The organism is Gracilimonas sp. (assembly GCF_031581265.1).
Classification (GTDB): domain Bacteria; phylum Bacteroidota; class Rhodothermia; order Balneolales; family Balneolaceae; genus Gracilimonas.
In genome coordinates, this window is record NZ_JAVLBQ010000006.1 from 96,351 (window position 1) to 109,959 (window position 13,609).

The 13,609-nt window shown below is 41.2% G+C and carries 9 protein-coding genes and 2 pseudogenes; 4 read left to right on the forward strand and 7 right to left on the reverse strand.

The window, feature by feature from the left end; genetic code table 11:
• Positions 1–47 precede the first annotated feature (47 nt).
• Positions 48–416: pseudogene (locus tag RI561_RS04090) on the reverse strand (four helix bundle protein).
• Between the two features lie 122 nt (positions 417–538).
• Between RI561_RS04090 and RI561_RS04095 the strand changes: the two are divergent.
• Complete coding sequence (locus tag RI561_RS04095; protein ID WP_395078954.1) at positions 539–1,555, forward strand: RluA family pseudouridine synthase; 1,017 nt, start codon at positions 539–541, stop codon at positions 1,553–1,555.
• A 60-nt stretch (positions 1,556–1,615) separates the two neighbouring features.
• Positions 1,616–2,710 (forward strand): CNNM domain-containing protein, encoded by a 1,095-nt coding sequence (locus tag RI561_RS04100; RefSeq protein ID WP_395078955.1) that lies wholly within the window; start codon positions 1,616–1,618, stop codon positions 2,708–2,710.
• Here the strand turns inward: RI561_RS04100 and RI561_RS04105 are convergent.
• Positions 2,707–4,068, reverse strand: a complete 1,362-nt coding sequence (locus RI561_RS04105) for an aspartate kinase (RefSeq protein WP_395078956.1) — start codon at positions 4,066–4,068, stop codon at positions 2,707–2,709. The two genes, RI561_RS04100 and RI561_RS04105, sit on opposite strands and share 4 nt — an antisense overlap.
• Before the next feature lie 478 nt (positions 4,069–4,546).
• Here RI561_RS04105 and RI561_RS04110 point away from each other — a divergent pair, with 478 nt between their 5' ends.
• A complete protein-coding gene (locus RI561_RS04110) occupies positions 4,547–5,050 on the forward strand; it encodes a DUF6646 family protein (protein WP_395078957.1) in 504 nt (167 codons plus the stop codon).
• A gap of 210 nt (positions 5,051–5,260) precedes the next feature.
• A complete protein-coding gene (acnA, locus tag RI561_RS04115; RefSeq protein WP_395078958.1) occupies positions 5,261–7,972 on the forward strand; it encodes an aconitate hydratase AcnA in 2,712 nt (903 codons plus the stop codon).
• Between the two features lie 140 nt (positions 7,973–8,112).
• Here acnA and RI561_RS04120 read toward each other — a convergent pair whose 3' ends face one another.
• The 5 genes and pseudogenes from RI561_RS04120 to RI561_RS04140 all read right to left on the reverse strand — a co-directional run bounded on the left by RI561_RS04120 (position 8,113) and on the right by RI561_RS04140 (position 13,411).
• Entirely contained in the window at positions 8,113–8,664 is a 552-nt protein-coding gene (locus RI561_RS04120; RefSeq protein WP_395078959.1) for a DUF2911 domain-containing protein, read from the reverse strand.
• 20 nt (positions 8,665–8,684) lie between these two features.
• A pseudogene (locus RI561_RS04125) lies at positions 8,685–9,788 on the reverse strand (amidohydrolase family protein).
• A gap of 117 nt (positions 9,789–9,905) precedes the next feature.
• Positions 9,906–10,529, reverse strand: coding sequence for a peptide-methionine (S)-S-oxide reductase MsrA (gene msrA / locus RI561_RS04130; RefSeq protein WP_395078960.1), 624 nt, complete (start codon positions 10,527–10,529; stop codon positions 9,906–9,908).
• A gap of 726 nt (positions 10,530–11,255) precedes the next feature.
• Positions 11,256–12,320 carry a 6-bladed beta-propeller gene (locus RI561_RS04135; protein ID WP_395078961.1) on the reverse strand — a complete coding sequence of 355 codons (1,065 nt, stop codon included), beginning with the start codon at positions 12,318–12,320 and terminating at the stop codon, positions 11,256–11,258.
• Positions 12,321–12,370: 50 nt separating this feature from the next.
• Positions 12,371–13,411, reverse strand: coding sequence for a hypothetical protein (locus RI561_RS04140; protein ID WP_395078962.1), 1,041 nt, complete (start codon positions 13,409–13,411; stop codon positions 12,371–12,373).
• Positions 13,412–13,609 lie beyond the last annotated feature (198 nt).

Sequence of the window (13,609 nt, forward strand, 5' to 3'; positions counted from 1 at the left end):
ATTTAAAATGTTGTACTACGAAAGGTTCGAATTATAAATGTTAAATGCTAAGTGTTAAATGATTTTTTGCTATTACTTTGTGCAGTTTTAACGATTGCAGTTAAGATTTTTATGAGTTCTGTAACATCATTGAGATACTTTGAATAATTCAATTCTACAATTTGACTTCTGTTTAACAGCTTTAGCCAATATCGATTTTCCTGAGCTTCTTATGAAAAGATTGTCATTTTGTAAGCAAAATCCTTTCTTGTGGATGCTGCAGTTGCCTCTTCAATATTTGCACCGATGCTTGTAGCAAAGCGCAGAAGTTGCTTGGACAATACATACTCTTTGTTTTGAACAAGGATCTTGTACAACTCAACGATCGAGAGTGCAAAGTTAAAACTTTTTTCAAGGATCACATTATCATTACTCATAATTACTCCAATTTAAAATTAAAAACTAAACATTTAACATTAGTAAGAGCGATGAAAAACCAATTCCTTACAAAAAATTTTAATGCGTAAAAAAGAAGAGTTAATCTCCGTACCTTTACACCATGGAAAAGAAAGCCGGTAAAAACAGACAGTCAACTATATACGAACACACGGTGCCTGATGGGCAGCATACCGATATTCGTCTCGATAAATACATTACCTCATTTGTTGAAAATGCATCCCGAACCAAAGTGCAAGAGGCTATAAAAGATGGCTATGTAGATGTAAACGGGAAGAAAGAAAAACCTTCCTATATCATGCAGCCCGGGGATGAGATCTATATCGAATTACCCGTAGCCCCACCACCTGAGGCCAAGCCGGAAAACCTGGATCTTAATATTGTTTATGAAGATGACCAGATCATCATTGTAAATAAAGAAGCCGGAATGGTAGTCCACCCGGCTTACGGAAACTGGACCGGAACCATGGTAAACGGACTCATGTATCACGTGGATGAACTGGCGGGAGAGGAAGAAGACGAAAATCTGCGCCCGGGCATCGTCCATCGATTAGATAAAGACACCAGTGGGTTATTGGTTGTGGCTAAAGACGATCATACCCTGGCCACCTTAAGCGAGTTATTTCAAGAGAAAGATATTGAACGAACGTACTGGGCTATTGTATGGGGGACTCCGGAAAAAGAAGGAACCATAGAAGGGGATATCGGCAGATCAAAAAGAGATCGTAAATTAATGACGGTAAAACCGGAAGGTAAAGGGAAATCGGCAGTAACTCATTATAAAGTACTGGAATATTTTGATTACCTGAGTTTGGTAGAAGTAAAACTGGAGACCGGTCGAACGCATCAAATTCGGGTACATTTTGCGCATATTGGTCATCATGTATTTGGAGATCCTACTTATGGCGGCACATCCGTACGCTATGGCCCCAATACCGGATCGCGAAAATCCATGTTTCATAATCTCATCACCGGATTGGACAGGCAAGCTCTCCATGCAAAAACGTTGGGCTTCGAACATCCTGCTACAGGAGAAATGGTGACATTTGATTCCGAGCTCCCTGATGATTTTCAACATGTACTGACCATGCTCCGAGAGAATTGTAAAAGTGAATATTGATTTACTTTAATATGATACAGTACTTCAACAATATTTCTATAATTCTGTTACCTTAAGCGCATGGGATTACTAATTTTTTATTTACTGTTGGCTATTGGAGTATCATTTCTGTGCTCTATTTTGGAGGCCGTGTTACTTTCTATCTCGCCTTCTTTTGTGGCGGTAACGCAAAAAAATAATCCGGTTACCGGCAAGCTTCTCAAAGAATTAAAAGCAGATATCGATCGTCCACTTTCTGCAATTCTGAGTTTAAATACCATCGCGCATACGGTTGGTGCTGCAGGAGTTGGTGCCCAGGCACAAGTTGTGTTTGGAAATGCCTATGTAAGTGTAACTTCAGCTTTACTCACCTTGGCAATTCTCGTTTTTTCGGAAATTATCCCAAAAACACTGGGTGCTACTTATTGGAAAAAACTATCAGGCTTTGCGGCTCGCACAACGAAGTTTCTGATCCTCATTACGTATCCTTTGGTTTTATTATCACAATGGATCACAAAATGGCTTTCAAATGAAAATAACGAGCCGGCTATGAGTCGCGAAGAATTCAGTGCTATGGCTGAACTTGGATTTGAGGAAGGTATTTTTGAAGAAGGGGAGTCAAACATTTTCAAAAACCTGATACGGTTTCGGTCGCTAAAGGTTAAGGATATTATGACCCCAAGAATCGTGGTGGTGAAATTTCAGGAAGACTTAACGATCAGTGATATTCTCAGCAACAAAGATGAATTAAGGGTATCACGCATGCCCGTCTACGGTGAAAATGATGAAGATATTACCGGTTATATCCTGAAAAACGATCTGTATTATAATCTTTCTGAAGGAAATGGAGATAAAAAGCTAAGTGAAATTAAAAGGGATGTTCTCATTCTTCCTGAAACTATTTCCCTAAAAACCCTCTTCGAGCGGCTGCTTGAAAAACAAGAACACATTGCGGTTGTTGTTGACGAATACGGCGGATTTTCCGGAGTGGTGACGATGGAGGATGTGGTAGAGACTTTATTGGGAATGGAGATCGTAGATGAAATAGATGCCATCGAAGACATGCAGAAGCTGGCTCGACAAAAGTGGAGAGAACGAGCCAAGCGATTGGGAATCGTACTCCCCGAAAAATTGCAGGAAGCAGATTCTGAAAAAAATAAAGCAGCTCAAAATTAGAACAGTTTTTTGTGAACCCGCTGGGCAGCTTTAATCAGTTCATCTTCAGGAAGAACCAGATTTAATATGCGCTTTTCTTTGCTAAATGAAATTTGATCGATGGATGTGGTATCTAAAACATCAAAAATCTTAGAAGTTAGTTTTTTGGGACTGTTTATGGAACACCCGATCAGGGTAAGCAGTCCTTTCTCCTGTTCCAATGAAACATTTCCAATTTCAATAAATGCCTTGGAGAGATCTTTTAAGGCATTTGTATTTTCTAAGGTGATTGTCACAGAGGCCTCTGTTGTATTCACAGCATCCACAGCCAACCGGTGTTTTTCAAGAACAGTAAACACTTTGGTTAAAAAAGAATATCCCATCACCGTTTCGTAGGCGCTAACTGTCAGCGTCGCCATTCCCCGCTTAAAAGAAATCGCCAATACATCCGGTTCGTATTCAGAAGCTCGTATAATTTTAGTACCGGGTTCATCCGGTTCAAAAATATTTTTAACGAATACCGGAATGTTTTTTTCCTGCGCAGGTTTAAGGGTGGAAGGGTGCAATACTTTGGCTCCAAAATAGGCCATCTCGGTTGCATCAATATAACTTAACTCAGCCAAGGGTTTTGCTTCCGGAATAAAACGGGGATCGCCGGTATAAATGCCGCTTACATCCGTCCATATTTCTATGGTTTTGGCATTTATAGCTCCACCAATCAAACTGGCAGAATAGTCCGAGCCTTCAAACCCGAGCGTGGTAACCGTTTTGTCAGGAGCTTCTCCATAGAACCCACCAATGATGGGAGTAAATCCATTTTCAAGAACGGTTTCAAGCGAACCTGAATGCTGGGTGATTTTAAAAAAGTTTGGATTTGCCTGCCCGTACTCGTTATCGGTTTTAATGATTTTTCTTGCCTCAATGTGTTGCGTCATCATATTGAGGGCTAACCCACACTGGGCAAGCAGGTACGATGAAATTTGTTCACCGATCGCACTGATTGCATCGTTCATTTGCGGGGAAAGAGTCTCTTGTCGTGCTGTGTAATCCAGAAGTTTGTTAAGCTTGCCAATTTTAGCATGAAGATTCTTTAAGCAGCTTTCACGAATTAATTTATTTTTTGCATGTGGATTATTGCTCAAAAAATCCTGTACAATTTGTTCGTGCCGATCTTTGATTTCAGCAGCTATTACTTTTGCTTCTCCGAGTTTCCCATTAGCGGCTAAGTTTCCAGCTTCTACCAGTTTTCGAGTGGTTCTGGCCGTAGCAGAAACAACCACTACAGGATATTCATATTGAGCAATAATCTTTAAAACCTGCTTCCAGGTTTCATGATCTGCCATTGAGGTACCGCCAAACTTGAGTACGTTTATATCCATAAAATTGCTTAAAAATTAGGCTCAAAAATAAAAGGATTCTAAGCCTATTCCATGCTAAAAATGAGAAAAAGTTCCTGAGTACGCGTTCCCAAAGAAAATGGCTTGAAACAATGTCTGAGTAAAGTAATCTCGAAGCGTCCGAAGGACCTGCGAGCGTTACGGGCAATAAAGCTGAAAATACGAACGCTGCCCTGAAGTCTCGTGAGGCATTTGCAGGCTCTCTGGTGTATCCTTCCAACCGGTAAAAACATTCCTGAATATTATCCAAGGTTTTATGACATGAACATTAAGCAAAAGAATGTATGACCTATAATGAGGATGGAAGTCTATAAGAAAAAAGGTAGAAATGTACCGCCCGGCTGGAATTTAGGTGATTTTGAAATACCTAATTTGGGTGATTCACATTAACAGCTCTTCTCTCAATATTTGTTCAAAGCGTAAGCTTATAAAACCTTAAACATTAAAACAGGGTATATCAATGAAAAAAATACTAACGATACTATTTGCAATTGTACTGCTGCCACTTGCTGTTCAGGCACAATATGGCGGTAAAGGATCACTCGATATTAACGCCGGAATAGGTTTGGGATCAAACTTGACCGGTACAGGTATCCCAATTGGATTATCAGCTGACTATGGCATTAATGAAGAAGTTACCATAGGTGGATATGCAGGTTATGCCAGTACATCAGAAGATATTGGAATAGGTGAATGGGAATACACAAACATCATTTTTGGTGCACGTGGAACCTATCACAAAGAATTTGTAGAAAACCTCGATACATATGGCGGTGTGATGCTTGGCTATAATGTTGCCGAAGCAGAATGGAAAGGCCAGGGTAATCTTTCAGCGTCAGTTGGTGGATTTACTTATTCAGGATTTGCCGGCCTTCGTTATCATTTCACCGATAAGATTGGTGTTTATGGTGAAGTTGGATACGGCATCGCTTACCTGCAAACCGGGCTTACCGTACGAATGTAGTAATAGAAACATGCACAGCATGGTAGCTATAGTCTCGTTGACATGAAGTTGGCGGGACTTTTTTTATTGTCCCATGGTTTTATTGGATTTAGATTGAGCAAATCTAATCATTCAAATCAATATTTGGAATAGAGACTTGGTAAAGACAATGCCCTAAAAGATTTGTACCTTTCAGCCCGGAAAAAAGTAAATCCAAATTTTGATCAAATCATGAGCGATAAACTGAAAAAAACCAGAGTTGAATTTGAAACCGGTTCAGGCAAAGCCTTTCTCCACAGCCTGCCAAAATTGAAAGAACTGGGATACGATAACATTGAAAAACTGCCCTTCTCCGTTAAGATTTTATTGGAAGCGGTACTTCGAGAGTACAACGGATATACCGTCACGGAAAAAGATGTTGAGGCACTTGCCAATTACGATGCTAAAAATCCACAGGGAGAAATACCTTTTAAACCATCTCGTGTAGTTCTTCAGGATTTCACAGGTGTTCCTGCGGTAGTTGATTTGGCTGCACTTCGATCTGCTATGCAGCGAATGGGAGGCAAAGCTACAGACATTAATCCACAAGTACCCGTAGATCTGGTTATTGACCACTCTGTACAGGTTGATATGTTTGGGCAAGATGCTGCGTTGATGTTCAACGTAGAAAAAGAAATGGAGCGTAACAATGAGCGTTACGAATTCCTGAAATGGGGTAAAGAAGCTTTTGATAATTTCCGAGTAGTTCCTCCGGGACGCGGGATTGTACACCAGGTAAACCTTGAGTATTTAGGTAGAGGTGTTTTCACCCGTAAAGAGGAAGACGGCTCTGTAACAGCTTATCCTGATACTTTGGTGGGAACCGATTCACATACCACTATGATCAACGGACTTGGAATCCTCGGATGGGGTGTTGGAGGTATTGAAGCGGAAGCTGCTATGCTTGGTCAGCCTATCTCGATGTTGGTTCCTGAAGTTGTAGGAATGAAATTGACCGGGAAACTTCGTGAAGGAATTACAGCAACTGACTTGACCTTAACTGTGACTCAAATGCTTCGTCAGCATGGTGTGGTTGGTAAATTTGTAGAATTTTATGGCGACGGACTCAGCAATATGAGCCTGCCCGATCGTGCAACTATTGCGAATATGTCTCCGGAATACGGAGCAACAATGGGCTTCTTCCCAATTGATGATGAGTCGCTGAGATATATGCGACGAACAGGTCGTTCTGAAGAATTAGTAAATCTGGTTGAAAATTACACCAAAGCACAGGGCTTATTTAGAACGGATGATACTCCAGACCCGGAATTCTCATCAACGCTTGAGTTGGATCTGAGTACGGTAGAGACCTCTCTGGCCGGACCAAAACTTCCTCATGATCGCATCAAGCTGAATAACATGAAGAAGGCTTTTGAGCAGTCGCTAACCAGCGATAACCCGACGATGGGTTTCAATTTAGCTCAGGAAAAACTAGCCAACAAAGGATTATACAAGAACGGTCAGGAAATTGAGATGAAGCACGGTGATGTGGTTATTGCCGCTATCACTTCTTGCACGAATACATCTAACCCAAGTGTAATGTTAGGGGCCGGAATTGTAGCGAAGAAAGCATATGAAAAAGGACTTAAAGTTCCTCCTTATGTTAAGACTTCTCTCGCTCCGGGATCTCGAGTAGTTACAGAATACCTGAAAGAAGCGGGTCTGACTGAGTACATGGATAACCTCGGGTTTAACCTCGTTGGTTATGGATGTACAACGTGTATCGGAAACTCCGGACCATTACCTGAAGAAGTGGAACGAGCCATTAAAGAAGGCGACCTGATTGCAGCCGGAGTGCTTTCCGGGAACCGAAACTTTGAAGGCCGTATTCATCCGTGGGTGAAAGCAAATTATTTGGCATCACCACCATTGGTAGTTGCTTATGCATTGGCAGGAACCGTTGACATCGATCTGGCTACAGAGCCACTCGGCAAAGACAAAGACGGCAACGACGTATATCTGAAAGACATCTGGCCATCAACGGCTGAAATTGCAGAACACCTTGATGCTGCTATCCGCCCCGAGCTTTTTGATAAGATGTATGGAGATATTTTTGAATCTCCGACCTGGGAAGAAATTCCGGTATCCGGTGGAGATCAGTTTAACTGGAGTGAAGAATCAACCTACATTCAGGAACCTCCATTCTTTATGGGGATGAGCGAAGAACCGGAGCCGATCAAGCCTATTAAGGGTGCTCGTGCTTTGGTGAAAGTTGGCGATTCTATTACTACCGATCATATTTCTCCAGCCGGAAATATTGCTGAAGACTCACCGGCCGGTAAATACCTGAAAGTGCATGGCGTAGAGAAAGCCGATTTCAACTCCTACGGTTCTCGTCGCGGTAATGACCGTGTGATGACCCGTGGAACCTTTGCCAACGTTCGATTCAAAAATCAACTGGCTCCCGGTAAAGAGGGTGGATATACGACGTATCACCCCACCGGTGAAGTGACTACGATTTATGATGCTTCACTGAAGTACAAAGAGTCAAATACTCCGCTGGTAGCCTTAGCCGGAACCCAATATGGAACGGGATCATCTCGTGACTGGGCAGCTAAAGGAACGGCATTATTAGGAGTAGAGGCTGTGATAGCCACTTCTTATGAGCGAATTCACCGTTCTAATTTAATCCAAATGGGTGTACTTCCATTGCAGTTCAAAGAAGGTGAATCAGCTGACAGCCTTGGTCTTGACGGAACAGAAACATTTGACATCCACGTAGATGATAATGTGAAAGCACAGGATGAGATCAAAGTGACTGCTACCAAAGAAGACGGTGAAGTAATCGAGTTTATGACCGATTGCCGAATCGATACTCCGGTAGAAGTTGATTACTACAGAAATGGAGGTATTCTACATACGGTGCTTCTTGATTACCTAAAGGAAAGTAAAGCTGAGAATTAGTATCTCTCTGTAAAGTTTCTTTAACCCCTGAAATTAAAAAAGCACAGCTAAACAGCTGTGCTTTTTTTGTATCAAAAAATCTGATTTAAAGTCGCAACTTCAAACTCAAGACAAGGGGTTGCGACCCCTTGCCCCAAAGATTAGTTCATGGTCTCAATTGGAACCGGAACGCGAACAGTTCCCCAGTGAAGGTTCAAGTGTGCTTTCGTATCAGAAAGTTCGTTGAAATAAATTTCGAACCATTCTAAATCTGAACCTTCTGCAGGTTCTGCTGTAACACGAACGTAATCTTCAGTTTCATCATACTGCGTTCCCCAAGAGAGTTTCTCATTTAAAATTACTGTCCATTCATCAGAACCGGGAATGGTATACAGTGAATAGGTTCCGGCTTCGACGTGCTCGCCGCCAAACATCACATCATCAGAGAAAGTAATAGCAGTTGACTCATTTGCACCTGTTCTCCAAATGCTACCTATGGGAGCTAAGGGAGTTTCTTCTCCAAAATAAGCGCGACCTTTAAGGCCGGGGCGTCCATAGGTAACGGTGACTTCAGTGGTACCAATAGTTTGGCTTACGGAAGCATTAGGGCTGGCTCTGTTGCTGTCATTGCCACGTTCTTGTGCGAAAGTTGATTCAGTTGTCATAAAGAGCATCAAAACAACTGCAAAAATAGTAGTAATTAGTTTTTTCATTGTACCGTGTTTAATTATTGTTAGTTAGATTCAAACATAGACTCATCAATGCCCGGTAAAATTTTGAGGGCATTTTTATAATACACTTTTTTCAACACTTCATCGGGCAAATCCAATCCATACATTTTCCAAAAAGCATGTCGCCGCCGGAAATAATCAAAATATTCATCATCGCTTTCCAATACGCGAAAGTATAAATGGTATTCCTCAGGGCGATAGGTGTCTTTCCCAAATAAAAGCCGGTCCTGATACTCGATGAAAAACTCTTTTGCGAACCGTGGTTGTCGTCCGAGTTCAGCAATTATCGCGGCTGTTTCAGTATAAACATTGGGGAATTTATCTAAGTGTTCGCCCAGTCTTTCCAGGTCATTTGCCATCCATCCAAAGTGAGCGTTTATAAAGGTCGTTTCGGGATGCTTTTCAAATACATTCCACTGCTCCTGCATCACCACTTCCCAACTTGGGTAACGTGTAGAATCGCCGCGGTGGCGACTGGGGAAGTTTTTCATTTCCAGCCAGCGTTCATTGGTTTCATCAATGGGTTCCTAAAATTCAGCAGGTTCACCGGTATGGATGAGAACAGGCATTCCCAATTCTCCTGCTTTTGCCCAGACAGGATCAATGCGAGGGTCATCGGTTTGTACCCGGTTTCCATCAGAATCTAAAACTGTCAGTCCTAAATTCTTGAAGATTTTCACCCCGCGTGCTCCATTTTCATAATCTTCCTCAAGTTGAGCAACAGCTCCCTCAGTCCAGCCGGGTTCATCTATACCGTCAAAATCAATATTGGCAAACACTATAAACCGACCGGGAGCCTGTTCTTCAGCGGCATCTACCATTGCCTTGAGTGTTTCCCCGGAACGTCCGCTTAGGTTCACCAACACTTTCATGTTCAGGCTGTCCATTTCAGCAGTTGTTTGGGTGAGGTCCATGGAAGCCATTCTCCACAAGTGACTGTGAACATCAATAAAAGGATATTTGGCCGAAGTGACTTTTTCTCCCGGTACAACCAAAGTTGATTCAGGCTGGTATTCTTCGAAAGTCATCGTAGTATCAGGTTCCTGGGCCAAAGCGTGAGATACGAAGAAAATAAAGAAGAGAAAGGTGAAGGCGATATTTTTCATGCTATGAATGCTAAACTTTTTTGCGGATGAGTGACTAAGTTAACACAGGTTCATTAAAAACAAAAAGACCTCATGATAATTCATGAGGCCTAAAGTTAAATGTATAAAAGAGAGGTATTAAAACTTTGGATTATCCTTAAGTAAGTAATCAAACTCTTTCTTGAACTTGGCAATCTTGGGAGCAATTACTACAGAGCAATAACCGGCATTGGGATTATTCTCAAAATAATTTTGATGATAATTTTCGGCTATGTAATAGTTTTCAAGAGGCTGAATTTTAGTGACAATCGGATCTTCCCAAAGATCAGACTCATCTGTTTTCTTGAGCGATTTTTCTGCGATTTCCTTTTGCTCTTCATTATGATAGAAAATGACCGAACGGTATTGAGGCCCTACATCTGCACCCTGTCGATTTAAAGTGGTAGGGTTATGAGTGTGCCACAATACTTCCAAAAGTTCTTCATAGGAAATTACTTCGGGATCAAAATGAATACGGGCTACTTCGGCGTGCCCCGTATTTCCTGAAGTAACTTCTTTGTAGGAAGGATTGTCAACATGTCCACCGGAATAACCCGCCTCCACATGATCAACACCTTCTACTAATTCATACACTGCTTCGACGCACCAGAAACATCCGGCGCCAAATGTTGCTTTCTCCAATTTTTTCTCCGTTTGTTGTGCAAATAATGAGGTTGTCGCAAGACCTATAATAAGTCCTAATGTCGATAATAATTTTGCCATAATATCATATTAAATGTTATGCCCGATATTTTCACTTAAAATTTTATTCGGGATTCGTTTAACAAAAAAGAGTCCGGTTTTCGTTTCTTTTCTTTAACAATGATGTCATTTGTTGTCAGAATGTAAACATCATATAATTCATACCGAAAATTCAGTCAGCCATTCTTTCCTTAGCTTAAGATCTCATTTCTAATTACGAACTGCATCAAAAAACGGATTGAAGTATAGACTTTGGTTGAGTGGCCTATGTACCCAATGGAAAGACTACACTATACCTGAGTTCGATTAAAAGTTTCAAGAAGTTGTCATCCTTGTAGATGTTAGATAATTCGTTGACAACTACTAGTTAGTTTTTCAAATAATACGGTAAAGTCCTCCCTTGAGGGAGGTGCCGGACTGAGCGGATGCGAAGTCTGGCGGTGGGTGTTGGTGCTAAGGGCAAGACCTCTTTTACTATGCTTATTATCCCATTAGCTTTGATTTTGAGTTGTATCAAACTACACTTTCCTTGGCACCAACACCCCTCAAAATCAGTCAGGAACAACTGACTGATTTATCTCCCCTCCAGGGGAGACTTCACTTTCTTAAACTTTTGTCATCGAATTATCTAACATCTACAAGCCTATTTTGTAAATCAATATAAATCGAACTCAGGTACTATGGTAAAAGTTATGGAAAGAGAGCCTAAGTATGATGTGAATATTGAAATTGAAAGATTTCGGATTGCTAAAACGAAAGCTCACTTTTATAAACCATACCATCACCGTAAGAAGCAAGATAGATCATATCATTATTTGGGTCCCAGTCAAAAGCAGATATATATCCAAGGTGAGTAGGAAGGGTATAGATAGCAGTAGTTTCACCCGATTCATTTAGTCTAACAAGTAAATGGGGGCCATCGGAATCCCTGCGATTGGTAAGAATTACGACCTCCTCTTCTATGATTTCAAAATCGGATATATAATTATAGAAGGGGAGTCCACCGGGGGAGTTTTTAGCAGTCTCAACGGTAGCATTAAAAATTTCCTCGTTGTAAGGGAGGTCTACACTCTGTTCCCAAATTAAGTTGCCTGAAGTATCATATTTACGGAGTTCACTGAACGCTCTCAGGTACGCATAAATGTGATCGCCATCCGATCGCAAAGTGACCATATTCTTGAATAGGTTGGGAATTTCGCCACTCTTAAGTTGATTCAGGCTGGCCTGAAGATCTACCGTCTCCATGCTTTCCCCATTGGGGGTTCCAAAATAAAAGGTAGAATCCGTATCAAAATCTGTAATAGATAAAAGGGAATTTTCTGCACCAGCGGCACCAATTACGTATTTGTTTTGATCAATAGCTATAACTTCCGGCATAATAGCTGCGGATTCAAAGGTATGGTTAACGAGGAAATTTCCGTCTTGGTCAAACTGTGCAATGATACTTTGGTCGGTATCAACCACATGTATCACACCGCCGATGCTAAATATGTTGCTAATCCGGATAAACTCTCCGGGACCTCTTCCTTCTCGTCCAAATGAAGTAATGAGTTCTCCATTAGGTTCAACAAGAGCCACTTTTTTCTGCCCAAAATCAGCAATGGTGACAGTGCCGTCATCAAAGATTTCAATTTCAGAAGGTTGGGCGATATCATGAATTTCGAAATCGGTAAAAGCCTCAACATCTACGGAGTCTATAGTGATTTCGGATATTTGATTTGTTTCTTGTTGAGGTGGTTTCTCATTTGAACAACCAAGCGTTACACATACAATGAATAGCAGACCGATTATTTTTGTGTGAGTTACGTTCATATCTAAATTATTTTTTGGTAGATTGTTGTGAAAATTATAAGAGGGTAACTCTATTCCAGTGTTCCTTTGTAAACCATACCACGTAGCATGTCGGAGATGTATAATGTTTGGTCTTCCGGGTTTACAGTGAAGCCCATGAATTGGTTTTCGCCATCCGGCATACGGTAGAAAGCGGTAACTTCCCCATCGGGGTTAACTTTTGTTATATGCTGCGGATATTCACGCGTCCTGTTTCCTAACAAGTAAATATCAGATTCAATCACTTTTATTGCACTGACATAGGTTAAAAAGGGAAGGGCATTCGGCATGTTTTCAGCCGCTTCGGCAATGTCTTTCCTCAATTGTTCATTATCAGGAAGTTCCAGTTTTTTCTCCCAGATCAGGTTTCCATTCATATCATACTTTCTCAATTCACTGTAGGAATTAAGGAAGGCATAAAGGTGATGGTCACCCAAAGCTAAAATGACATTATTCTTCATGTAGTCCGGGATACGCCCATTTACGATATCATTACGGCTTGCTTCGATATCCAGGTCTTCTACCATGGAAATCTTAGCATCTCCAAAAAGGAAAGAAGAATCACTGTCGGCTTGTGCCCATTTAATCAGTTTATTGTCTTCCCCCGAAGCCCCGGTAAAATATTCCCGGTTATCAGAAAGTGCGATAGCCCCGCCCACAGCATTGCTCTCATATACAAAGTTATCGACGTAGTTTCCCTGGTAATCGAACTCTATCACTTTAAACTGACTGCCATCCACCACATTAAATAATCCGGAAGCAACAGTGAGATTGCCGGGATAAATAAATTCCGCAGGTCCACGTCCCTCTTTCCCAAATTGTGCAACAGAATCTCCTTCAGGCGTCACAAAAGTGATTTTTTTAATCTGACCGTCAGCCACGGCAATATTTCCATTTGGCAGTATAGTAATGGAACCGGGGCGAGAAATACCGTGGGATTCAAAATCCATGAATTGATAAAGCGTATCAATGGCGATTTCCTGAGGCTCTTGTGGCGTTGTAGTTTGTTTCTCTACACATCCCCAAAAGGCAAGGATGAGAATTACAGCAGGCGCTAAATATTTTAAAGGCATGAATAACTAATTGGTTACTAATTAGGTAGTAAATATTGTATTTGGGGGTTAATGTCAAGGTGGAAGCAGGTAGATTGGCTATTTAGAATCAGGAAAAGAAAATTTAATGCTTTACATTATGAAAGTGACTGATATTTTTACGATAATCATATCACTACTAATTTACATTAAACAGGGTTTTAAATTACTGGATGAGTA

Bases quoted from the DNA above. Each gene is read 5' to 3' on its own strand.
- RI561_RS04095 (WP_395078954.1), top strand. From the start codon at position 539: ATGGAAAAGAAAGCCGGTAAAAACAGACAGTCAACTATATACGAACAC.
- RI561_RS04100 (WP_395078955.1), top strand. From the start codon at position 1,616: ATGGGATTACTAATTTTTTATTTACTGTTGGCTATTGGAGTATCATTT.
- RI561_RS04105 (WP_395078956.1), bottom strand. From the start codon at position 4,068: ATGGATATAAACGTACTCAAGTTTGGCGGTACCTCAATGGCAGATCAT.
- RI561_RS04110 (WP_395078957.1), top strand. From the start codon at position 4,547: ATGAAAAAAATACTAACGATACTATTTGCAATTGTACTGCTGCCACTT.
- acnA (WP_395078958.1), top strand. From the start codon at position 5,261: ATGAGCGATAAACTGAAAAAAACCAGAGTTGAATTTGAAACCGGTTCA.
- RI561_RS04120 (WP_395078959.1), bottom strand. From the start codon at position 8,664: ATGAAAAAACTAATTACTACTATTTTTGCAGTTGTTTTGATGCTCTTT.
- msrA (WP_395078960.1), bottom strand. From the start codon at position 10,529: ATGGCAAAATTATTATCGACATTAGGACTTATTATAGGTCTTGCGACA.
- RI561_RS04135 (WP_395078961.1), bottom strand. From the start codon at position 12,320: ATGAACGTAACTCACACAAAAATAATCGGTCTGCTATTCATTGTATGT.
- RI561_RS04140 (WP_395078962.1), bottom strand. From the start codon at position 13,411: ATGCCTTTAAAATATTTAGCGCCTGCTGTAATTCTCATCCTTGCCTTT.